This window comes from Sphingobium amiense (genome assembly GCF_003967075.1).
GTDB lineage: Bacteria > Pseudomonadota > Alphaproteobacteria > Sphingomonadales > Sphingomonadaceae > Sphingobium > Sphingobium amiense.
The window spans coordinates 583,664-603,709 of record NZ_AP018664.1; the positions used below are offsets into that span (position 1 = coordinate 583,664).

The 20,046-nt window shown below is 63.4% G+C and carries 23 protein-coding genes; 15 read left to right on the top strand and 8 right to left on the bottom strand.

Translation table 11 applies throughout. From position 1 onward, the window contains the following. Positions 1-24: 24 nt before the first annotated feature. From SAMIE_RS02745 to SAMIE_RS02765, 5 genes are all read right to left on the bottom strand, one after another. Positions 25-714, bottom strand: a complete 690-nt coding sequence (locus SAMIE_RS02745; RefSeq protein WP_066697842.1) for a type 1 glutamine amidotransferase domain-containing protein — start codon at positions 712-714, stop codon at positions 25-27. Positions 715-861: 147 nt separating this feature from the next. After that, positions 862-1,335 (bottom strand): DUF4126 family protein, encoded by a 474-nt coding sequence (locus SAMIE_RS02750; protein ID WP_066697840.1) that lies wholly within the window; start codon positions 1,333-1,335, stop codon positions 862-864. A gap of 62 nt (positions 1,336-1,397) precedes the next feature. Continuing rightward, positions 1,398-2,015, bottom strand: coding sequence for an isochorismatase family cysteine hydrolase (locus SAMIE_RS02755; RefSeq protein ID WP_066697837.1), 618 nt, complete (start codon positions 2,013-2,015; stop codon positions 1,398-1,400). Positions 2,016-2,050: 35 nt separating this feature from the next. Continuing rightward, complete coding sequence (locus SAMIE_RS02760; RefSeq protein ID WP_066697835.1) at positions 2,051-2,740, bottom strand: SDR family NAD(P)-dependent oxidoreductase; 690 nt, start codon at positions 2,738-2,740, stop codon at positions 2,051-2,053. Between the two features lie 52 nt (positions 2,741-2,792). After that, positions 2,793-3,410, bottom strand: a complete 618-nt coding sequence (locus tag SAMIE_RS02765) for a glutathione S-transferase family protein (RefSeq protein ID WP_066697833.1) — start codon at positions 3,408-3,410, stop codon at positions 2,793-2,795. A gap of 410 nt (positions 3,411-3,820) precedes the next feature. Between SAMIE_RS02765 and SAMIE_RS02770 the strand changes: the two genes are divergently transcribed. The 6 genes from SAMIE_RS02770 (at position 3,821) to SAMIE_RS02790 (ending at position 9,967) form a co-directional block, all read left to right on the top strand. Further along, positions 3,821-4,639, top strand: coding sequence for an SDR family NAD(P)-dependent oxidoreductase (locus SAMIE_RS02770; RefSeq protein ID WP_066697830.1), 819 nt, complete (start codon positions 3,821-3,823; stop codon positions 4,637-4,639). Between the two features lie 103 nt (positions 4,640-4,742). Next, positions 4,743-6,356 (top strand): Na+/H+ antiporter, encoded by a 1,614-nt coding sequence (locus SAMIE_RS02775; protein WP_066697828.1) that lies wholly within the window; start codon positions 4,743-4,745, stop codon positions 6,354-6,356. 58 nt (positions 6,357-6,414) lie between these two features. Continuing rightward, entirely contained in the window at positions 6,415-7,698 is a 1,284-nt protein-coding gene (locus SAMIE_RS02780; protein WP_066697812.1) for an MFS transporter, read from the top strand. A gap of 16 nt (positions 7,699-7,714) precedes the next feature. After that, complete coding sequence (locus SAMIE_RS23690; protein WP_232037354.1) at positions 7,715-8,569, top strand: MFS transporter; 855 nt, start codon at positions 7,715-7,717, stop codon at positions 8,567-8,569. Positions 8,570-8,607: 38 nt separating this feature from the next. Next, positions 8,608-9,141, top strand: coding sequence for an MFS transporter (locus SAMIE_RS23695; protein ID WP_332003986.1), 534 nt, complete (start codon positions 8,608-8,610; stop codon positions 9,139-9,141). Between the two features lie 37 nt (positions 9,142-9,178). Further along, on the top strand, positions 9,179-9,967 hold the full coding sequence (locus tag SAMIE_RS02790; protein ID WP_066697810.1) for an SDR family NAD(P)-dependent oxidoreductase: 789 nt from the start codon (positions 9,179-9,181) through the stop codon (positions 9,965-9,967). 24 nt (positions 9,968-9,991) lie between these two features. On the opposite strand, the gene SAMIE_RS02795 is transcribed toward SAMIE_RS02790, so the two are convergent. Beyond that, positions 9,992-10,894, bottom strand: a complete 903-nt coding sequence (locus SAMIE_RS02795; RefSeq protein WP_066697808.1) for a LysR family transcriptional regulator — start codon at positions 10,892-10,894, stop codon at positions 9,992-9,994. 125 nt (positions 10,895-11,019) lie between these two features. Here SAMIE_RS02795 and SAMIE_RS02800 point away from each other — a divergent pair, with 125 nt between their 5' ends. The 5 genes from SAMIE_RS02800 to SAMIE_RS02820 all read left to right on the top strand — a co-directional run bounded on the left by SAMIE_RS02800 (position 11,020) and on the right by SAMIE_RS02820 (position 14,283). Further along, on the top strand, positions 11,020-11,709 hold the full coding sequence (locus SAMIE_RS02800; protein WP_083952388.1) for a flavodoxin family protein: 690 nt from the start codon (positions 11,020-11,022) through the stop codon (positions 11,707-11,709). Between the two features lie 49 nt (positions 11,710-11,758). Continuing rightward, positions 11,759-12,625: an NAD(P)H-dependent oxidoreductase gene (locus SAMIE_RS02805; protein WP_083952387.1), complete on the top strand. Its 867-nt coding sequence runs from the start codon at positions 11,759-11,761 to the stop codon at positions 12,623-12,625. Positions 12,626-12,627: 2 nt separating this feature from the next. Further along, entirely contained in the window at positions 12,628-12,906 is a 279-nt protein-coding gene (locus tag SAMIE_RS02810; protein ID WP_066697806.1) for a DUF1330 domain-containing protein, read from the top strand. A gap of 60 nt (positions 12,907-12,966) precedes the next feature. Further along, on the top strand, positions 12,967-13,419 hold the full coding sequence (locus tag SAMIE_RS02815; RefSeq protein ID WP_066697797.1) for an SRPBCC family protein: 453 nt from the start codon (positions 12,967-12,969) through the stop codon (positions 13,417-13,419). Between the two features lie 291 nt (positions 13,420-13,710). Beyond that, positions 13,711-14,283 (top strand): RNA polymerase sigma factor, encoded by a 573-nt coding sequence (locus SAMIE_RS02820; protein WP_066697795.1) that lies wholly within the window; start codon positions 13,711-13,713, stop codon positions 14,281-14,283. Between the two features lie 336 nt (positions 14,284-14,619). On the opposite strand, the gene SAMIE_RS02825 is transcribed toward SAMIE_RS02820, so the two are convergent. Further along, complete coding sequence (locus SAMIE_RS02825) at positions 14,620-14,910, bottom strand: hypothetical protein (protein ID WP_126516712.1); 291 nt, start codon at positions 14,908-14,910, stop codon at positions 14,620-14,622. A gap of 155 nt (positions 14,911-15,065) precedes the next feature. Here SAMIE_RS02825 and SAMIE_RS02830 point away from each other — a divergent pair, with 155 nt between their 5' ends. Genes SAMIE_RS02830 through SAMIE_RS02840 form a run of 3 tightly spaced genes read left to right on the top strand, consistent with a single transcriptional unit; the run spans position 15,066 to position 17,435 of the window. Beyond that, positions 15,066-15,509: a MarR family winged helix-turn-helix transcriptional regulator gene (locus SAMIE_RS02830; RefSeq protein ID WP_083952385.1), complete on the top strand. Its 444-nt coding sequence runs from the start codon at positions 15,066-15,068 to the stop codon at positions 15,507-15,509. Between the two features lie 36 nt (positions 15,510-15,545). Continuing rightward, on the top strand, positions 15,546-16,550 hold the full coding sequence (locus SAMIE_RS02835) for a nitrilase-related carbon-nitrogen hydrolase (protein ID WP_232037355.1): 1,005 nt from the start codon (positions 15,546-15,548) through the stop codon (positions 16,548-16,550). Between the two features lie 30 nt (positions 16,551-16,580). Then, a complete protein-coding gene (locus SAMIE_RS02840; RefSeq protein WP_126516713.1) occupies positions 16,581-17,435 on the top strand; it encodes an SAM-dependent methyltransferase in 855 nt (284 codons plus the stop codon). 34 nt (positions 17,436-17,469) lie between these two features. Here SAMIE_RS02840 and lpdA read toward each other — a convergent pair whose 3' ends face one another. Further along, positions 17,470-18,927 carry a dihydrolipoyl dehydrogenase gene (gene lpdA / locus SAMIE_RS02845; protein ID WP_197724660.1) on the bottom strand — a complete coding sequence of 486 codons (1,458 nt, stop codon included), beginning with the start codon at positions 18,925-18,927 and terminating at the stop codon, positions 17,470-17,472. Positions 18,928-19,007: 80 nt separating this feature from the next. Between lpdA and SAMIE_RS02850 the strand changes: the two genes are divergently transcribed. Then, positions 19,008-19,502: a response regulator gene (locus SAMIE_RS02850; protein WP_066697786.1), complete on the top strand. Its 495-nt coding sequence runs from the start codon at positions 19,008-19,010 to the stop codon at positions 19,500-19,502. Positions 19,503-20,046: the final 544 nt, after the last annotated feature.

The following is a 20,046-nucleotide window of genomic DNA, read 5'->3' on the forward strand; positions in this document are numbered from 1 at the left end:
CCTCGGACAGGGCAACCCGATTCTTCATGCCACCGTCGTCACGGGTGTCCCGCCCGTAAGCAGATGCTGGAATTGTAGCGAATATTCGGAAGCCGACTGCTGGTTCTGGCCCGTGATCAATTGGCCATCGACCACTACCTTGACGCCCTGGGGCTCGACGTGGACGAACTCGATGCCGGCCTGCTCCATGACAGGCTGCGGGAAGTTCGGGATGAAGCCAGGCCCGTAGATCGCCTCCGCCTCGATATCCTCCGCCAGGGTGAAGCCTGTCGCCGCCTTGCCAGCGACCCGGCTCACATTGTTGGCGAGCGCGATCGAGCCGTGGCAGATGGCGCCAACGACCTTTCCGGCAGCCCAGAAATGCTCGAGAATCCGCTCGACGTCGGAGTTCGGGTAGAGATCGACCGCCGCGCCCGTGCCACCGGCCACATGGACACCGTCGAATTCCTCGGGATCGACATCGGCGAGTGGCACCGTCTCGGTGAGACGCTTGCGCAGGGCCACACTGGACAGGAATCCCAGGCTGACCAGATCGTTCGCTTCGAACGAGCCGTCGAGGGTCGGATCGCTCAGTTTGTCCCAGACGATCGCGCCACCCTGCGGACTGGCGAAGGTCACCTCGTGGCCGCGCTCGCTGAAATGCCAGTAGGGACGGGTCACCTCGGCAAGCCAGGTGCCGAGTGGCGAACTCGTTATGATCATCAGGATCTTCATGTCGGCTCTGCTTTCTAATCGGCTGTGCTGCCGGTCCCGCCCGAAGGAGTAGAGCGCGGCAGGTATTGACTGAAATTCGAAGTTATTGGTCGAGCCATCACCCGGATGGATTGCTGCTCGAAAGCTATGCTCGTTTCGTCCCGCGATTTAGCTGCTGGCGCCCGCCACGCTTGCCACAATCGCGACGCCGGCGACGATCGCGATCACGTCCTCCACCAGCGCCGCCGGGAGATCCCGTCCGAAAGCTGCGGCAAGCACGCGCCGCGCCTGGGCACCGCCAACCGTGCCGATCGCTGCACCCACGATCCCGAGCACGCCGCCGAAAATCCAGTTTCCAGCACCGGCCGCCACGGCCGCGCCGCTGAGCGCGCCCGTGACGATACGCACGCCGAACTGGGGCGGAATCAGTCGGGACGGGGTCGCGGGAAGCTTGTCGTTTACGAGCTCCCCGACGGAAGCGATGCTGAACAGCCATGGGGTCCAGCGGTAGCCGAGGAACGCGAGCCAGTGGCCGGACAGCGTAATCGCGCCGCGCGATGCAGCCCAGCTCACGATCGCCGGGGCGAGCACGGCCCTCAGGCCGGCAACGATTCCGATCAGGGTGGCTAGTAGGTAGATCATCGAGCTATTCCCGAATTGTGCGTTGAGCCGAAAGGAGGAGGAGCGAAGACGCAGCGATGAGGTCAGCCGAGCTGGCCCAGCAGCTCCTCGGTCTTGAGAATGGCATGCGCGTACATCGGCGCATTCGTTGCCGCGGCGACCATCCCCTCGTGGCTGAACGCAGCGGTGGCGTCAGGGACGATCGTGACGTGGTAGCCGAGCTCCATGCCGAAGCGGGCCGTCGATTCGATGCAGCTGTTGGCGATCAGACCGACGAGCACGAGCTTGCGCGCGCCGTGCTGCTTGAGCAGGAAGTCGAGATCGGTGTTGGCGAATCCGCTCTGAGCCCAATGCTCCTTGACGACGATATCCCCTTCCTGGGGACCGAACTCGGGATTGAATTCGCCGCCCCAGGTGCCCTCGCCAAACGCCTGGCTCGGGATATTTGCCTTCTGGAACATGTTGAGATGATCCCATTTGGCATAATCATCGGCGCGCGACCGATGATGCGGCACGATGAACACCTTCACCCCGGCCGCGCGAAATGCCGGCAGGATCTTGCGAAGGTTATCGAACAGGCCGGACGCCTCGGCCGTCGGCCGGATCGCCTCGTAGAGCTTGCCGCCCTCGCTCATGAAATCGTTATAAGGGTCAACCACCAGGAGGGCGGTATCGGCGGCGGTGTAGGTTGCGGTGGTCATCTCGATCTCTCCGTATTGGGGTGTCCGATTGGGAATCAGAAAGCCTCGGCCCAGGGCCTCAGGTCGATTTCCTGGGTCCAGGCGTCACGCGGCTGGCGCAGCACATCCAGAAAGACGCGCGCGATGCTTTCGGAGCTTAGCTGGGCGGCATCCGGGTCCGACCCAACCTTGCTCACCGCTCCATCGATGATGAAATGGGCCACATGCACGCCTCGCGGCCCCAGTTCGCGCGCAGCACTCTGCGCAAGGCCGCGCAGCGCGAACTTGCCCATCGCGAAGGCTGCTGAGAGCGGATATCCCTTGATGCTCGCGGTGGCTCCCGTCAGCAGGATGGCGCCGTACCCCTTCGGCACCATGCGCCGCGCAGCCTGCTGTATCGCCAGGAACCCGCCGAACGCGCATATTTCGATCGCAGTGCGGACGTCTTCGGGATCGATATCGGCAAGCGGGCCGTGTGCCCGGGCGCCCGGATTGTAGAGAACGACCTCCGGGGATCCGATCGACCCGTCGACCTGATCGAACAGCGAGCGCACTCCCGCGGGATCCGCGGCATCCACGGCGAAGACCGCGGCCCCAGTCTCGGCGGCGAGCCCATCGAGCTTTCGCGCGTCCCGGGCCGCCAGGGCGACCTTCATGCCCGACGCCGTGAAGGCCCGGGCCGCAGCCGCGCTGATCCCGCTGCCTGCTCCGATGATTAGCGCTGTTTTGTAGTGTGTGGGTTCCATGTCGGCTGATTCCGGGGTTTGATTGATGGAGCGCGGCAGGGGCGGGCGCTGATCAGGCCGGCGGCGTCATTGGGCCGCCGACGCTCACCGCCTTCTTGAATGCGTCACGTTCCTTGAGCCGCCCGAGATATGCGGTTGCGCTGGGATAGTCGGACAGGAGCCCGAGGTAACTTGCCAGGTCGAGCAGGTAGCCGAGCTGGACGTCGGCGAGGGTCAGTCCGTCGCCCTGGAAATAGGGCTCACTGATCTGCGTCTCCACATGCCCGAGCGCCGCACCCGTGTCCCGCTCGATGATGGCCGCGAACGTGCCGGTCAGTCCTCCGGTGAGACGCCCATAGAGATTGGTCCTCAGGGAGCTGCCGATCGCAGCCTCGGCAAAGTGCATCATCTCCGAATGGCGAAGCCGAGCCGCGCCGTCCCGGGGCGTGAACCTGCCATCCGCATAGGTCCGGTCAAGGTAGTCGAGGATGACCGCAGACTCGGCGATGAGATGGCCGCCGTCCTCGATCACCGGCGCCTTGCCCAGGGGATGGACGGCGCGAAGCTCCGCCGGTGCGCGAAACCCCGGCTCTCTTACATACCCGACGATCTCGTAAGGCATGCCGATCTCTTCGAGCAGCCAGAGGATACGTGTCGATCTCGAGAAATTCAGATGGTGGACTGTGACCATCGCGTCAGTCCCGCACCCATTGTCTGGCGACCACAAGCGGGCGCACCGTCAACGGTTCCAGGAGGCCGGTGGCGTCACCGTCCGTCGGTCGCTCGCCTGCGAGCGGGCGCAGGAAAGGCCCCGCACTCGCCCCAGGCGCCAACGCGGACGACCCACCTGGGAATGGCGCCCGTTTCGAATGCCGTGTCGCGAATGCGCAAATTCCGCTCATATCCATGATAACTGTCATGTTTGATTGTCGATTGCCAGCATTACCCGCAATTCCCCAACAAGCCGACCTATACCTAGATATAGCGAGGGATCACCGGACCCTGGCTTGACTCTATGCCGTATGAATATCAGGTAACATGCCCAAGCAGGTCCAGCGTCGGATGCCGCCGCATCGGCCTCAAGATAGACGGGATAGATCGATGGCGAACGACAGGAACGGTGATCGGCACGGGACGGCTGTGGTGACAGGAGCATCCGCGGGGATCGGCGCGGCCTATGCCGAGTGCCTTGCCGCGCGCGGCTTCGATCTTGTGCTCGCCGCCCGCCGAACCGACCGTCTCGAGGCGCTGGCCGAAACCTTGCGCAACAAGTTCGGCGTGGCCGTGCGCGCCGCCACCGCCGATCTGGCCGACGCCGATCAGCTGGAAGCGTTTGCGGCCGAGATCGGGGCCGACGATACGGTCACGCTTCTCGTCAATAATGCCGGCACTTCCACCCTGGCACCCGTCGCCGATACTTCGGTCGCGGCGGCTCAGGCGATGACTGACCTCAACATCCGCGCGCTTGTCCGGCTCACCATGGCAGTGCTTCCGGGCATGAAGGATCGTGACCGGGGGGCGATCGTGAACATCGGTTCGGTGCTGGGTTTCCGGTCGCTTCCAGTCAGCACGATCTACAGCGCCACCAAGGCCTATGTGATGCTCTTCACCAGAGGGCTGATCGATGAGCTTGCCGGCACCAATGTGTCCGTCCAGCTGGTCGCGCCAGCTGCCACGGCGACGGACCTGTGGGACATATCCGGCGTCCCGCTTTCCGCGCTCGATCCCGCGATCGTGATGACCGTGGAGGCGATGGTCGATGCAGCGCTCGCCGGGCTCGACGCCGGCGAAACCATCACCATGCCGTCGGTCGAGGAAGCCGATCGGCTCATTGCGGATTTTGATGCCTCGACCCTGGCGCTGCTGGGGGCGTCCCAGAAGAGCGCTCCGGCGTCGCGATACCTGAATGTGACAGCATGATTTTCGACATCCCCGCGCTCGGTTCGCGAAAACGGACAGGCGCGCGGGGTGTCCCGTGCGGCGCGGCGCTTCGACCGCGCGGCTGGCGGCCGGCCTCTAGCGTATGAGTATTACGCACCGCTTCGAGATCGTCTTGCTGCTGATATCGGCCTCCCTGGTGCTGACCCTCGCGGCAAGACGGTGGCGGTTGCCGCAGGCCGGCGCACTCATCTTTGGCGGCCTCGTCCTTGCCCTGATGCCCGGGATGCCCTCGCTCGAACTGGACCCGGACCTTGTGCTGGTGCTGTTCCTTCCGCCGCTGCTGCTGCTCAGTGCATACCTGACCGACTGGCGCGCTTTTCGGGCCGACCTCCGGATCATCCTGCAGCTCGCGGTCGGCGCGGTGCTGTTCACTACGCTCACCGTAGGTTGGGTAACGCACTGGCTCTTGCCCCAGCTCCCGTGGGCAGCCTGCTTTGCACTCGGCGCCATCGTCTCGCCGCCGGATGCGATAGCCGCGAAGGCGATACTCAAGGGCATGCCGTTGCCATCGCGCACCGTGACCCTCCTCGAAGGCGAAAGCCTGCTCAACGATGCGACCGGTCTGGTTCTCTATCGCTTCGCCGTCGTCGCCGCGCTGACGGGAACCTTCAGCGGCTCGGGGGCGGCCGGCAGCTTCCTCTATCTTGTCTTCGGCGGCCTTGGGATCGGTCTGGCCTGTGGTCTCCTTGCGAGCTTCGCCACGGGTCGGGTGTTCGCCGGGGAATTGGGCGTTACCGCGAGCTTTCTCGTTTCATGGGGTTCCTACATCCTCGGAGACGCTCTCGGAGCTTCCGGCGTGCTCGCAACCGTCGTCTGCGGCATCATCATGGGGTGGCGTCAGCACGAGCTTCTCGACGCCGAGCAGCGCTTCCAGTCGCAGGCGGTCTGGGAGGTGATCGGATTCATCCTGGAGAGCTTCATCTTCATCCTGATCGGCCTGTCGTTGCGCAGTGTTCTAAGCCGGATGTCGCTGGGCGCGATCGCCTCGCAGCAGATACTGTTTCAACTGGCCGCCGTCGTGGCCACCGTAGTGATCGCCCGCTTCATCTGGATTGTGTCGATGTCATACGGCGTGCGGGCGATGTTCCCGGCGCTGCGGCGCCGAGATCCCTATCCTGCATTCCGCATCCCTCTCGTCATGAGCTGGGCGGGCATGCGCGGCGTGGTCAGCCTCGCCGCCGCGCTTTCCTTGCCTGACGGGTTTCCAGGACGCGACTTCATCCTTCTCGCGTCGTTCACAGTCATCCTGGTGACGGTTGTTGTCCAGGGAGCGACCTTGGCGCCGCTCGTGCGATGGCTCGGCTTCGATCGCGCATTCCTCGACGATGACCGGCTGATCGAAAGCATCGCTCGCAGGCATGTGGTGGCAGCCGAGCTCGCCGCGCTTGAAAGGCTTTCCGCTGACGATGCCGGCGTCCACCGTCATCCGCGAATGGTCGAGCAGCTGCGCTTCCGGCTGGCGGCGATCACGCGCGCGATCGACGCTGATGGCGCCCTCGATTCGGTTAGAACCGACCATTTCGACACGCTGCTGGCCTCCCTTGGGGCCGGGCGCACCGAATTGATCAGGATGTTCCGCGCCGGCGAGATCGGTATCGACGTATTCCGAGTCCTCGAACGCGAACTGGACGCCGACGAGATCCGCGCGCGTCACCTGCTTTCGCCCGCTCGCAGCACGGCCGGCGCAAGACGATGACCACTGTCCTGCCCTCGATGACACCGACCGGGGACGTCATCCACCGTGGAGATCGGCCATGATCTTTCGCTTCCGGCAGAGGGCTGCATACGCCTGGATCGTGGTCGCGGTGACCTTTCTCGCACTCCTCGTCTCCGCTGGCATTCGCTCGACGCCAGGCGTGCTGATCGTGCCGCTCGAGGCGTACTTCGGCTGGGATCGGGCGACGATATCCTTCGCGGCAGCCGTGGGGATCTTCCTCTACGGGCTGGTCGGCCCGTTTTCGGCGGCGCTGATGATCGCCTATGGCATCAAGCGCACAATGCTTGCCGGGCTCGCGCTCATGTCGTTCGCGACTCTGTCCAGTCTCTGGATGACCGAACCGTGGCACTATGTCCTGACCTGGGGCCTCTTCTCGGGCATCGGCACAGGCGCCGTGGCGTCGGTGCTCGGCGCCGCTGTCGTGAACCGATGGTTCGCCACCCAGCAGGGGCTCGTGATGGGCATGTTGAGCGCGAGCACAGCGACCGGATCGCTTGTTTTCCTGCCATTCCTGGCGTGGCTGGCCGAGGGCGGCGCGTGGCGTCCGGTGGTGATCGCAGTGAGCGCCGCCAGCGCCCTCCTGATCCCGCTGGTCGCCCTGTTCGTGGCGGAACATCCCGATGACGTCGGCGCGCGACGTCACGGCGAAACCGACCAAAGCGCGCCGCCACCTCCGCTCAAACAGGCTGCGACACCATGGCTCGCGTTCGAGGCTCTGTTTCGCGCTGCGCACCATCCGATGTTCTGGCTGCTCTTTGGCACCTTCTTCGTTTGCGGCCTAACAACCAACGGCCTCGTGGGCACCCACATGATCGCCTATTGCGGTGACCACGGCGTCGCGCCGGTTGCGGCCGCCGGCTTGCTGTCCCTGATCGGATTCTTTGATCTGTTCGGGACCACCGGCTCGGGCTGGCTCACCGACCGCTACGACCCGCGCCGCCTTCTCGCCGTCTATTACGGCCTGCGCGGTTTGTCGCTGGTGGCGCTCCCCTTCATCGACTTCGGTCCGGTGAGCCTGGGCATTTTTGCGGTGTTCTTCGGCCTGGACTGGATTGCGACGATTCCGCCGACCGTGAAACTCGCCAATCAAGCCTTCGGTGCCCGCGACGCCCCGATCGTTTTCGGCTGGATCGCGGTTGGGCATCAGGCCGGTGCGGCAGCTGCGGCGTTCGGCGCGGGCGTCGTTCGCGAAGCGTTGGGCACCTATACGCCCGCTTTCTTGACCTCTGGCATGCTCGCGCTGGTGGCGTCCGTCGTGGTCGTCGCGGTTTCGGCGCGCGGCAACCAACTGGGTCGCGCCCAAGGGGATGCGACCGCATGACGCGCGACCGCCTCCTATGAGCGTCTCGTTGCCAACCGCCGGCGATCACGCCCTTGCGTCGGCGACTGACAGCGACGGCGGCGCACGGCACCCAGGCTGGATATTGGTAGCCACTATCGCCGCGTCGAGTCTCGCATTCATCGACGGTTCGGTCGTCAACGTCGCGCTTCCCTCCATCGGTCGAAGCCTGGGCGCGAGCCCGTCCGACCTGCAATGGACGATCAACGCATACCTCCTGCCGCTCTCCGCGTTGCTGCTACTGGGCGGGGCTGCCGGCGACCGGTTCGGACGCCGGTCACTTCTCATCGTCGGGACGACGTTGTTCGCCTTTTCCTCGGTGCTCTGCGCGCTCGCGCCCCGTTCCGGGCTGCTTCTCGCCGGGCGTGGTTTTCAGGGGATTGGCGCCGCTCTGCTTATGCCCAACAGCCTGGCAGTGCTTGGCGATGCCTTTGCGGGAGAGGCGCGAGGCCGCGCCATCGGAACCTGGGCGTCCATTGGCGCGATCGCCAGCGCGGTGGGGCCGCCGCTCGGAGGCTGGCTGGTGGGCTCGATCGGGTGGCGCGCGATCTTCCTGTTGAACCTGCCGGTCGCTGCTCTCGCAATCATCGCAACCTCGTGTTTCGTCCGGGAAAGCGGTGAGCGAGATCGCCCGATCGACTGGCTCGGCGCTCTGCTCGCGACGCTGGCGCTCGGTCTGGTGACCCTTAGCCTGACGACATTGTCGGAGCAGCGCGAGTTGACCGCATTGCCGATGCTCACCGGGACTGCCGGCGCCGTGCTCCTCGTCATCCTGGTGCTGCACGAGCGGCGCGCGGGGGAGCGCGCGATGATGCCGGTCCGCATGTTCGCGTCGACCCCTTCGTCGGCCTGACGGTCACCACCTTTCTGCTCTACGGCGCGCTCGGCGGGATGCTGGTCCTCCTGCCTTACATCCTCATCACCGGGGGCTATGCACCCGTCGAGGCCGGGATTGCGCTGCTCCCGCTTCCGCTGGGGATTGGCACCGCATCGCGGTTGCTGGGCCGGATCAGCGAACGCATCGGTCCGCGCCTTCCGCTTTCGGCCGGGCCTATACTCGCGGCGCTCGGATTTGCGTTGCTCGCGCGGGTTGACCCGCGTGCGGGATACTGGACGAGCATATTCCCCGGCATCGCCGTTATCGCTTTGGGAATGGCGATCTGCGTGGCGCCGTTGACCGCGGCCGTGCTGTCTTCGGTCGACAGCCACCATACCGGCACAGCATCGGGCTTCAACAATGCCATCGCGCGTACCGGCGGTCTGTTGGCGACCGCCTTTTCGGGGGCGGTGATTGCCCGGACAAGCACCGCGCTCCTTCCCGCATTCCATGTCGCGACGCTCATTTTCGCCGCATTGGCAGGCGCCTCTGGGATCGTCGCCTTTGCAACCCTTGGAGCCTTGCCGCGCGGGCCGTCTGCCACGTGACGCGCGACCATTCGCCATTCGAACCAGGAGAATCATAATGTCTTCGCATCGCCCCCGCGCCCTTGTCACCGGCGCTTCCGCCGGTATCGGGCTCAGCTTCGCCGAGCACCTTGCCCGGACCGGCCACGATCTCATTCTCGCCGCGCGCCGCGGTGATCGGCTGGCGGAAATCGCGGATCGGCTGCAATCGGACCACGGGATTGAGGCCGAGGTGCTGGTGGCCGATCTCGAGACGTCCGCCGGAGTGACCGCGGTCGCACAGCGGATCGCCTCGGGCGACCGGGTTGACCTCCTGGTGAACAGTGCCGGCTTTTCGTCGCGCGGCAAGGTCGCTGAACTCGACCCGGACGCACTCGAGCGCATGATCCTGGTGAACGTCGTGGCGCTCAGCCGCCTGTCACACATCGCGATGAAACGGATGATGGCCGAGGGGCGGGGAAGCATCATCAACATCTCGTCTGGCACCGCATTCCTCCAGTTCCCCACCAACGCCGGCTATGGGGCGTCGAAGAACTACGTCATGGCGTTCACCCGTCATATGCAGGTGGAAGCCGCCGGGACCGACCTGAGGATCCAACTCCTGATGCCGGGCGTGGTCGACACGGGCTTCCACGAAGTCGCCGGCGGTCGCGTATCAGATTTCCCCAAGGAGCGGGTGATGCGGGCAGACGATGTCGTCGTCGCCTCGCTGCGAGCACTCGAGATGGGAGAGCCGGTCTGCATCCCTTCGCTACCGGATATCGCCGACTGGCGGGCTTACGCGGATGCCGAGCGCGTGGTCGGCGTCAATGTGTCCCACAACCATATCGCGCCACGATATCACTGATGGAAACCGTTCAATCTCTCGCCGTCAGTGTCGCGCGCAGAATGCCTCGAACTCGCTCCGGAGCCATTGATAGCCGGGGTGGTCGTGGGTCCGGTCATGCCACAGCATCTTGAGCTCGATGCCCGGGACGGCGACGGGCGGCTCGAACGTGTCGATCCGGTCAACATACCGCGTGGTCAGCCGTTGTGGGACCAACGCGATCAGATCGCATCGCGACACCGATTCGATCAGGAACACGAACGAGGAAACCGCGAACGCGACGTTCCGCTTCAGGCCGATCGCGGCGAGCGCGATGTCCGTGGGACCAGCGAAGCCATCCCAGTTCAGCGACACAATGATGTGGCGAGCGTCGAGAAATCGATCGATACTCATGCCGTCCGCTCCAAGCGAACCCCTTCGGATGATGCCGATATAACGATCGCGCAGAACCGTGGTGCTGCGCAGACCGGGACCCTCGGCATCGATCGGCTGAACGAATGCGATGTCGATTACACCGCGCTCCAGCTCGGAGGCGACCGAGGGAATGTCGAGGATCCGCACCATCAGTCGCAGTCCGGGTGCGTTGGTGTTCAACTTCACCAGGAATGGCAGCAACACCGCGACCTGCATATAGTCGCTTGCCGCAATGGTGAAGGTGATCTCGGCACTAGCCGGATCGAAGGCCTGCGCCCGGGATACGACCGCCCGGGCCTGATCGAGCGCTTCGCGGAGCGGGGCCTGGAGTTCGAGCGCCATCGCGGTCGGATTCACCCCTCTCGACGTGGGGATCATCAGCTGGTCGCCGAAAATGTCCCTGAGCCTTGTCAGCTGCGCGCTGAGGGCCGGCTGACTGAGATTCAGTCGCCGTGCCGCGCGGGTCACATTCCGCTCGGCGAGCAGCGCCTCAAGGGCGAGCAGCAGGTTCAGATCGAGCTTCTTGCCATCCATGCTGGCGATACCAGCACCATAAAGTTCCAATTTCAATCGATAGCTCGCTGGCGGCTAGGTGCGGTCCGTTTTCAGGGTTTCCGTCGCTCGCCGGCTGCACTTGAACCGAAGGATTAAGACTAGAAATGGCCAATATTGCGATCGTCTATTCATCCGGGCGGGGGCATACCGGCACTGTGGCGCAGCGTATCCGCGACGGCGCAACGGCGTTTCCCGGCACACAAGTTGAGTTGATCGAGATCACTGCACGTCAGATCGGCCAGGACGGCCGCTGGCACGACGGCAACGTCCTGACGCGGCTGGCCGCGGCCGACGCCATCGTGTTCGGCGCTCCGACTTACATGGGCTCGGCGCATGGCCTCTTCAAATTGTTCCTCGAGGCCGCGTTCACGCCGTGGCTGGACCAGGTCTGGAAGGACAAGATCGCGGCCGGGTTCACCAACTCGGCATCTCGCTCTGGCGACAAGCTGATCGCCCTGGAACAGATGGCCGTCTTCGCAGCGCAGATGGCGATGGTGTGGGTCGGCGTCGGTGACCAGCCCGGTGGCAATACGACCGACAGCGCACCGACCGACGTCAACGTCACCGGATCGTGGCTCGGCCTGATGACCCAGAGCGTCGCCGACGGAGATGCCGACACCGCACCCCATCCGGGAGACCTGCTCACCGCCGAGCGGTTCGGGCGCCGCATCGCGCGCGTCACCGCGCGCTGGATGGCGGCGGCAGCGGACTTCCCGCCGCGACCGGTCAGCGAGCGCGAATCCTATCGGCGCAATCGGGCAGGGCACCAGGAATGGCGCGCCTTCGACGACTGAACGTCGGCAACGACCAACCCTCTCTCCTTGTTTCCGGAGCCGTGATCCAATGAAATACCTGATCGTCTACGCCCATCCCGAGCCCGCCTCGCTCTCCGGACACCTTCGCGATCGTGCGGTCGAAGCGCTGACGGAGGCCGGCCATGAGGTTATCGTGTCGGACCTCTATGCGATGAAATGGAAGGCGGTTGCGGATCGCGACGACTTCCTTGGAGGCCAGGCGGTCGAGGGGCCGCTCGACTACACCCGCGCTTCGCGCGACGCCTTCGTCGAAGGCATGCAGGCGCCCGACGTCGTCGAGGAACAACGCAAGCTGCTCTGGGCAGATGTGGTCGTGCTGCAGTTTCCGCTCTGGTGGTATGGCATGCCGGCCATCCTCAAGGGCTGGGTCGATCGTGTCTACGCCTATGGATTTGCTTATGGGATCGGCCCCCACGGTGGCGGATTCTGGGGCAAGCGTTTCGGCGAAGGGACGCTCGAAGGACGACGAGGAATGGTCGCCATGACGGTCGGCGGCCGGATGGCGCACTATGGGCCGCGCGGCGTCAACGGGACGATGGACGACCTGCTGTGGCCGGTCCAGCACGGAGTTCTCTTCTATCCCGGTTTCGCCGTTGTACCGCCGGCGGTCTATTACGAGGTAGGCCGCGCCGACGCAGCGGCTGTCGAGACGATGGCTCAGGACTATGTGCGGCGTCTCCTGACGGTCCAGGAGGTCGACCCTATCCCGCTGCGAGCGCAGAACGGCGGTGACTATAATGACGTGCAGGTGCTGAGAGCCGAGCACGGGGAGGCGGCGGGACACGCACTGCACCAGCGTGACCCAGTCTACGTCTCCAACACCTGGCTGGGCATTGAAGGCGACTACACACCGCGGCACATCGCCCCGACCTCGCGCGACGCCCTGGAGGAATGACGATGGCAGCCTTTGTCGTTTTCTATTCCACGCCGATCGACGAAGCCAAGCTGGCCGAATATTCGGCGAAGGCGCTCGCGACGGTCGCCGATCACGGGGGATCGCCCGTGATCCTCGGGCCGCTGCATCCGCTCCACGATGGCACCCCATACCAGCGCGGGGCGATTTTCTCCTTTCCCGACCGCGCAGCTGCGATCGATTGGCATGAGAGCGAGGCCTATCGCAGCCTGGCCGAACTGCGCGGTGAGGCCATGCAATGCTCCATACACATCGTCGGATGAGCGACCGGACGTCAAAGCCAGGCGCACAAGCCTCGACACCGACCAGTCTGGAGACCACATATGGCTGAGCACACCTCGAACACGATCGACGTCGCTGTGGTCACATGTACGGTCGACATCGCCATGTCTGTCGAAGATTGCTGGAGATGCATCCGCAATTTCGGCGATGCCGGAAGGTTCCTGAACGTTCCCAGCCAGCTGATCTCGGGTGATGGTGGCATCGGGAGCGTAAGGGAGATTGGCGATACGATCCTTGAGGCTATGGTCGGGCAAAGCGACGCTTCATACACATACGTGCAGACCGAGGGGCCGATGGCGGCCTACCTCTATCACGGCTGCGTCGCTCTATCGAAGAGGGGGCCGGCAAGCTGCAGGCTGATCTACACCATCACCTACAATCAGGCGTCGATGAGCGCGGCAACCAAAGAAGCCGAGCGGAGGCGACTCAGCGGCCGGTTCCAGGGAGCCGCCGAGGCGATGAAGCGCGCTGTCGAGAACGATCAACGACAGTAGCATCGCTTTCCTTGATCCGGCGCGTGGGCACCGACATTAGCCGGACGAGAGTATCTCGAGGGCGGGACCGGAAGAATTCGGAGGATCGCAGCCGGCTCAACCCATAGGCGGCGCGAATGACCAACAGTCAGGCGCTGTCGTTGACACGATTTGGCTCAGGCGAGGCGGACGGAGAGATCAGTATGAAGCCGCCTATCGAGTGCTTTCCGAGCCGCCATGTGGCTCCGAGTTTACCAAATACATTGCGTCGGACGCCTGGGCGAGCGGGTCGCCGCCAGAACCCGGAAGGCAATGACTGACGACTCAAAACCAATCCGGTCCACGCAGGCAAGCGAACTCCATACCTCCAACTCAGCGACCACCCAAGGCCCGGTTCAACAGCTTCTTGCCCTGCTCGAGGTCGAATACGAGCCGCTACTGACGCGCCTCTCGGCACATCTCCGCTCGCCGGAGGCCGCGGCGGACGCGCTCCACGATGTCTATCTCAAGCTGCGGGCGCAGCCAGATATCGGCGAGCTCCGCAGCCCGCGCTCCTATCTTTATCGAATGGCCGTCAATGTCGCCTTGAACAAGCGTCGAGGAGATTGGCGCACGGTGAACATGGACACGGGAGAGCTGCCCGAATTTGCGGATAACGCCCCGGACCAGGAGTCGGCCGCCCTCGCCGCAGACGAGATGGACCGAGCCTTATTGGCGCTTCATGCGCTCCCGCGCAGGCGGCAGGCGATCTTCCTGGCCAGGTGGCGTGATGAGAAATCGCAGGCAGACATCGCCGTCGAGTTCGGCCTGCACAAGCGCTCGGTTCAAAAGGAGCTCGCCCGGGCGGAAAGCCATCTCAGAAAGGTCCTGCGTCGTCCCAGGTGACCAATTCGATTGTCGCACGTTGCGCGAAGCGTTGGTCATCGGCGATTTTGGAAAGCCCTGTACCAGCGGCAAGAAAAAATGGGGCGCCTTTCGGCCCGCCCCGGTGTCCTCCCCTTGGGAATAGTAGGGCTTCCTCCTTCGAACGCGCCTCGGCCTGCGCCTTGACGTCTTGTGGTGGTGGCCGCGCTCGACCCTTCGACGCGGCCTACCGTCTAGCGGGGTCCGTAGCGCTTTGGCGAGATAGCGTGAGATCGCCCGAGAGAATGGCCTTGAACAGCGGAAACGGGGCGGCAGTGACCAATCTTTCAGTGGGTAGCTGCCGTCAGATTTCGACCACTATGCTACGATGTTGATGCTATTGCCCACCGCATCGAAGAAATTTGTCCCATCTTGGTAGCCGACAATCGATGCCTTGGGATCATACAGTTTCAGGCCGCCCAAGATCGCTGCCTTGACCGAGGGCGCCGCGAGCGCCAGCGCTTCCGCGCCCGAAGGCTTCCCGCTTTTTGGGTCGGTCGTCGTCGGCTTCGCGCCGCCATCGTAGGGAATTTGCCCCGGCAGTTTGCCCGCCGCCACGCACTTTTGAAGGTAGGCTGTTCCAGAGACACTGATAGAAAGGGAAGTCATTTTCTCGCCTCGGTTTCCGGCCTGTCTCTATGAACGACCGCGCGCGCGCCGGCTTTAATCATTTTGAACTCGGGCACATTGAGACGCTACGCAATGAAGATATTGACAATATGGTGTATATGCACCATATTGTCTGCGAAGGGATCGAGTCGTAGATGTCCGAGGCGCTGATCGATGAAATGGCCGCAGGGTGCATAGTTACTCGCTCGCGGCTGATCTCCAGAGTGGTCACTGGTATCTACGACACTGCGCTCCGTCCGTTCGGGATGAACAGCCCTCAGTTCATCCTTCTCGTCATTATCGCGAAATTCGGTCCAATGACTCGATCGGCTCTGGGGCGGTTCCACAAGCAGGATCGTTCGACGCTCAGCCGGAACCTGCAGATCATGCTCGACAACGGATGGATCGCGGAGAGCACTGAAGGGAAAGGCCGCAGTCGTCCAATCGCCTTGACGTCGGCCGGCCTCGCCGCGCTGGAGGATCTCGAGCCTGCCTGGCGAGCGAGTCAGGCACGATCGGCTAAACTTCTCGGGGCGGCGGCGGTGCGAGAGATGTTCGCGGTCGGGGACGACCTGCTTGACAGGAGCGGCCTCGGCTGAACTGCCTCTCACATGGTGTATCTACAACAACATAGGATGGCGACGATGAAGAAAGTGAGGGCCGCAGCGGTCCAGATCAGCCCCGTCCTCTACAGTCGGGAAGGCACCGTCGAGAAGGTGGTCGGCAAGATCGGCGAGCTCGGCCGCCAAGGTGTGCAGTTCGCGACATTCCCAGAGACGATAGTGCCGTACTATCCCTACTTCGCGTTTCTGGAATCGCCGCACATGATGGGCCGCGAACATTACAAGCTCATTCACGAGGCCGTCGTCATTCCGTCAGATGCAACTCGCGCGATTGGCGAAGCCGCCCGCCAGGCCGGCATGGTGGTGTCGATCGGAGTCAACGAACGAGACGGCCAGAGCCTCTACAACGCACAGCTCCTGTTCGACGCGGACGGCACGCTGGCGCAGCGCCGCCGCAAGATTTCGCCCACCTATCACGAGCGCCTGGTCTGGGGGATGGGCGACGGTTCAGGCCTGCACGCCATCGATACGACTGTCGGGCGGGTTGGCCAGCTCGCGTGCTGGGAACATTACAATCCGCTCGCTCGCTACGCGCTGATCGCCGATGGCGAGGAAATCCATTCGGCAATGTACCCGGGATCGATCGCCGGCGACCTCTTTTCTGATCAGATCTCGGTCAACATCCGGCAGCACGCGCTCGAAGCTGGCTGCTTCGTGCTGAGCGCCACCGCCTGGCTCGCCCCCGAACAACAGGCCCAGATCCTTAAGGACACCGAGACCACATCAGTCGAACCAATTTCCAGCGGATGCTTTACCGCGATCGTCTCGCCGCAAGGCGAATATCTGGGTGGCGCGCCGCTCCGCGAAGGTGAGGGCGAGATCATCGCCGAACTCGACTTCTGGCAGATTGAGAAGCGAAAGCGGATGATGGACTCGCGCGGTCACTACAGCCGCCCCGAACTGCTCAGTTTGATGATCGACCGCACGCCATACCAGCAAGTCTACGAGCGGAATCGCAACCCGCCCTCCGATGCCAGCGCACCTACCGGCACGTCTCGCGACATCGAAATCGTTTGAGGGCCCAGACCGTACATTTCCCCCGGCATAGTGCCGACACGCACCAGATCGGAAATACCCATGCCTAACACCACCGAAATTGTCCGCGACCACTATCAATCAGGCACGGCAAGCGCCGACCCAGTCGGCGATGTGATGCTTTCGCTTGATCGGAGCCGCGCCGTCTCGCGTGCGATTGACCTCGCACCGCTTGACCAATTCCACGCAGGCGGTGCGGCCGCAACGATTGAGCTGGCCGACCTGCTCGCGCCAGCCAAGGGCGCGCGCCTTCTTGACGCGGGAGCGGGCCTCGGCGGTCCGGCGCGGCTCATCGCGGAGCGCTTCGGCGTCCATGTCACCGGAATCGATCTCACGCCTTCCTATGTCGACCTTGCAAACAGGCTGGCGAGCCGCACCGATCTCGCAGACCAGGTGACCTATCAGGTGGGCGACCTCCTCGACATGCCGTTTCACGGGGCTTCCTTCGACGGCGCCTACACCCAGCATGTGGTGATGAATATCAAGGATCGCTCGAGGCTATATACCGAAATCCGCCGAGTTCTAAAGCCCGGCGCCGCCTTTGCGTTCCATGACGTGATCGCGTCGGGTACGGGCGAGCACCCGATCTATCCCACGCCTTGGGCAGACAGCCAGATGTCGAGCTTTCTGCTCGACGAAGGTGAGACGACCGCAGTCCTGCTAGGCGCCAATCTCCGCCTCGAAATTTGGGAAGACGTGACCAAGTCTTCGATCGAAGCTATCGGCGCGGTGATCGCATCGAAGCCAGTCGGACCTTCGCTCGCGTCGGTGATGGGTCCGCGCTTTCCCTTGATGGCGCAGAACTATGCCCGCAATCTGCGCGAGGGCCGCCTGCGGGTCGTGATGGGGCGTGCTCGGGCATTCTGAGCGCCCCGGCAGGGGGGGAGGGGCCGGGGCCCTGTCACGCCTGCATCGCCCAGCCCGTCACGTCCATCGAGGCTTGCCGGAAGGCTTCCGAACGGGTCGGGTGGGGATGGGCAGTGTAGGCGACATCCTCGGACGTAGCGCCCATCGCCATCGCGACAGCCGCTTCGGCGATGAACTCGCTAACCGATGGTCCAACCATGTGCACGCCTAGGATTCGGTCAGTTTTCTCGTCGGTGAGCACCTTCACGAGGCCGGCCGTCTCATGGTTGATACGCGCGCGGCTGTTTGCCATGAACTGGAAGCGCCCGGCGCGATAAGCCACGCCCGTCGCCTTGAGATGGTCCTCGGTCGCGCCGATCGTGGCGATCTCCGGCTTCGTATAAACAACATTGGGAATGATCTGGTGATCGGTTCCGTCTACCATGCCGGCGATAGACTCGATGCATGCGATCGCGTCGTCCTCGGCCCGGTGCGCAAGCATCGGGCCGTTCGTGACGTCGCCTATCACCCAGACATTCGGAATTCCGGTCCGATAGGCGTCGTTTTGAATGAAGCCGCGAGGACCTGTCTTGAGGCCAATCGTCTCTAGCTTCAAACCGTTGGTGAACGGCCGGCGCCCAACCGCGACGAGCACCTTGTCGCATTCCAGCTGCTCGACCGCACTGCCATCACGCGGTCCGAACTCGACCGTCGCACCGTTCGCCGTCGTCACCGCACCAGACACTCGTACCCCGAGCCTGAGTTGCACTCCCTGTCTGGCGATGAGCTTTCCAAAGGTTGTCGCGATTTCTGAATCCACCTCAGGCAGAACCCTGTCCTGGTATTCTAGGACAATCACCTCGCTGCCGAGCCGGCGCCAGACGGAACCGAGCTCAAGGCCTATCACGCCGGCGCCGATGATCGCGAGGCGGCGCGGAACTTCGCTGAACGATAACGCCTCGGTCGAGGTGACGATGGTCTTATGGTCGACGCAGACGCCAGGAATGTCGACTGGAACCGAGCCCGTCGCAATAACTACGTGACGCGCCTCCAGCCGGCCAGTGGTGCCGTCGAGGTGGCGGATGTCGAGCTGCCCGGGGGCGGCGAAGCTTGCCCATCCCTTTATCCACTCCACGTGGTTCTTCCGGAACAGGAACTCAACGCCTTTGATGAGCTTGGAAACGGAATCGGCCTTTTGAGCCATCATCTGTTCGAGATTGAGCTTCGGCTGGACGTCAATGCCAAGATTCGCGAACTCAAGGCGCGCATCTTCATAGAGTTCCGATGCGTGAAGCAACGCCTTGGACGGCATGCACCCAATGTTGAGGCATGTACCGCCAAGGTGCGGGCTTCCCTCGATGCACGCGACCTTCATGCCTAATTGTCCGGCTCTGATCGCGGCACTGTACCCGCCCGAGCCGGCACCAATGATCGCGACGTCGTACATGAACCCTCCGAATGATCTCTCGATCGATGGTTGGATCCGGAAGGCCAGAGGTGTCTGGTCGTTCATCCGTACCCACAGTCGGGGGGAACCTAGCATCGCAATGACCCGCGAAGGATTATACGGGCGTATCGCGGCGGCGGCATTCGATGTTGTCTTCTGTGGCGCCAACCGTCAAAATCGGGTGTACGTTCGATGCGTCTCACGTTCCCTATCGGAAAAGCGACGGCGGCAGCACAAAGGAGTCCGCGTTGCGAGAGACGCCCCTGATCGCGATCGTTGACGATGATGAGCCATTACGCCTCGCGCTCGGCAATCTGTTGCGCTCGGCTGGCTATGACGTCGAGCTTTTCGAAGACGCGGAACACATAATGGATGGCATTTCCCCAGGGCAATACGACCTTGTGCTCACCGACTATCGAATGCCCGGTGCCAATGGTGCGGAGCTGACCTCGTCGATACGCGCTAGTGGCTGTGTCGCGCCGGTTATTATCATGACCGCTCAATCCCTCGCCGAAGTCGAGATCGAAGCGCGCGCCGCCGGCGCCGTCACTTGCATCAGGAAGCCCTTTGATGAAGATGGGTTCCTCGACATCATCAAGGAATCTCTCTCGCGCGCGCCGGACGGCAACAGGAAAGCGTGAGGAAAATTATTCCGGCAGCCTGAATCTGTTTGGACCATTCGCTCGGAGCGACTGCTCCTCGAGTCCCCCATGCACTTCGGCAGATTGACAATAGGTGCCGCGGCCGGACCTGGCGACCGGGGCGGGTGCGCCAGTATCCCGTAGGCTGGGCTGGGAGTGGCCCGGCCGCGACACCATCGACGATCACGAGGGGGGGCGGGGGAGTGATCGCCGAAGCCGTACAATTTCGGAGAGCAACGCAGACAAAGAGCAGGCCAGGTCGACCCGGCCAAACCAACGCTGCTGACCTCCAGCCGCCTCGATCCATTTCTTGTTGAACGGTGCCGGAGCGAGCTTGGCCAACTATGGTCCCGGCCCGCACTCTCAACAATTATACGTGCGTGTACGGGGAATCACTGGCTAGCTCAGACAATTCTGCTGTGTATCGCAGGAAAGCGCACGGAGCGCGTTTGGGCGATATTACCGTATAATTGCGTCTTCCAGCAAATTTATCCCAAGTTGGCCCCGGTTACTTTCTGTCCCTGCGCGCGCCTTTGTCGCAGCG

What these genes read in the sequence shown, in the direction of transcription:
- SAMIE_RS02755 (WP_066697837.1), bottom strand. Translation starts at nt 2,015, where the DNA reads ATGACCACCGCAACCTACACCGCCGCCGATACCGCCCTCCTGGTGGTT.
- SAMIE_RS02805 (WP_083952387.1), top strand. Translation starts at nt 11,759, where the DNA reads ATGAAATACCTGATCGTCTACGCCCATCCCGAGCCCGCCTCGCTCTCC.
- SAMIE_RS02830 (WP_083952385.1), top strand. Translation starts at nt 15,066, where the DNA reads ATGTCCGAGGCGCTGATCGATGAAATGGCCGCAGGGTGCATAGTTACT.
- SAMIE_RS02795 (WP_066697808.1), bottom strand. Translation starts at nt 10,894, where the DNA reads ATGGATGGCAAGAAGCTCGATCTGAACCTGCTGCTCGCCCTTGAGGCG.
- SAMIE_RS02820 (WP_066697795.1), top strand. Translation starts at nt 13,711, where the DNA reads ATGACTGACGACTCAAAACCAATCCGGTCCACGCAGGCAAGCGAACTC.
- SAMIE_RS02790 (WP_066697810.1), top strand. Translation starts at nt 9,179, where the DNA reads ATGTCTTCGCATCGCCCCCGCGCCCTTGTCACCGGCGCTTCCGCCGGT.
- SAMIE_RS02815 (WP_066697797.1), top strand. Translation starts at nt 12,967, where the DNA reads ATGGCTGAGCACACCTCGAACACGATCGACGTCGCTGTGGTCACATGT.
- SAMIE_RS02750 (WP_066697840.1), bottom strand. Translation starts at nt 1,335, where the DNA reads ATGATCTACCTACTAGCCACCCTGATCGGAATCGTTGCCGGCCTGAGG.
- SAMIE_RS02810 (WP_066697806.1), top strand. Translation starts at nt 12,628, where the DNA reads ATGGCAGCCTTTGTCGTTTTCTATTCCACGCCGATCGACGAAGCCAAG.
- SAMIE_RS02800 (WP_083952388.1), top strand. Translation starts at nt 11,020, where the DNA reads ATGGCCAATATTGCGATCGTCTATTCATCCGGGCGGGGGCATACCGGC.
- lpdA (WP_197724660.1), bottom strand. Translation starts at nt 18,927, where the DNA reads ATGAACGACCAGACACCTCTGGCCTTCCGGATCCAACCATCGATCGAG.
- SAMIE_RS02850 (WP_066697786.1), top strand. Translation starts at nt 19,008, where the DNA reads ATGTTGTCTTCTGTGGCGCCAACCGTCAAAATCGGGTGTACGTTCGAT.
- SAMIE_RS02770 (WP_066697830.1), top strand. Translation starts at nt 3,821, where the DNA reads ATGGCGAACGACAGGAACGGTGATCGGCACGGGACGGCTGTGGTGACA.
- SAMIE_RS23695 (WP_332003986.1), top strand. Translation starts at nt 8,608, where the DNA reads ATGCTGGTCCTCCTGCCTTACATCCTCATCACCGGGGGCTATGCACCC.
- SAMIE_RS02745 (WP_066697842.1), bottom strand. Translation starts at nt 714, where the DNA reads ATGAAGATCCTGATGATCATAACGAGTTCGCCACTCGGCACCTGGCTT.
- SAMIE_RS02780 (WP_066697812.1), top strand. Translation starts at nt 6,415, where the DNA reads ATGATCTTTCGCTTCCGGCAGAGGGCTGCATACGCCTGGATCGTGGTC.
- SAMIE_RS02835 (WP_232037355.1), top strand. Translation starts at nt 15,546, where the DNA reads ATGGCGACGATGAAGAAAGTGAGGGCCGCAGCGGTCCAGATCAGCCCC.
- SAMIE_RS02765 (WP_066697833.1), bottom strand. Translation starts at nt 3,410, where the DNA reads ATGGTCACAGTCCACCATCTGAATTTCTCGAGATCGACACGTATCCTC.
- SAMIE_RS02760 (WP_066697835.1), bottom strand. Translation starts at nt 2,740, where the DNA reads ATGGAACCCACACACTACAAAACAGCGCTAATCATCGGAGCAGGCAGC.
- SAMIE_RS02775 (WP_066697828.1), top strand. Translation starts at nt 4,743, where the DNA reads ATGAGTATTACGCACCGCTTCGAGATCGTCTTGCTGCTGATATCGGCC.
- SAMIE_RS02825 (WP_126516712.1), bottom strand. Translation starts at nt 14,910, where the DNA reads ATGACTTCCCTTTCTATCAGTGTCTCTGGAACAGCCTACCTTCAAAAG.
- SAMIE_RS23690 (WP_232037354.1), top strand. Translation starts at nt 7,715, where the DNA reads ATGAGCGTCTCGTTGCCAACCGCCGGCGATCACGCCCTTGCGTCGGCG.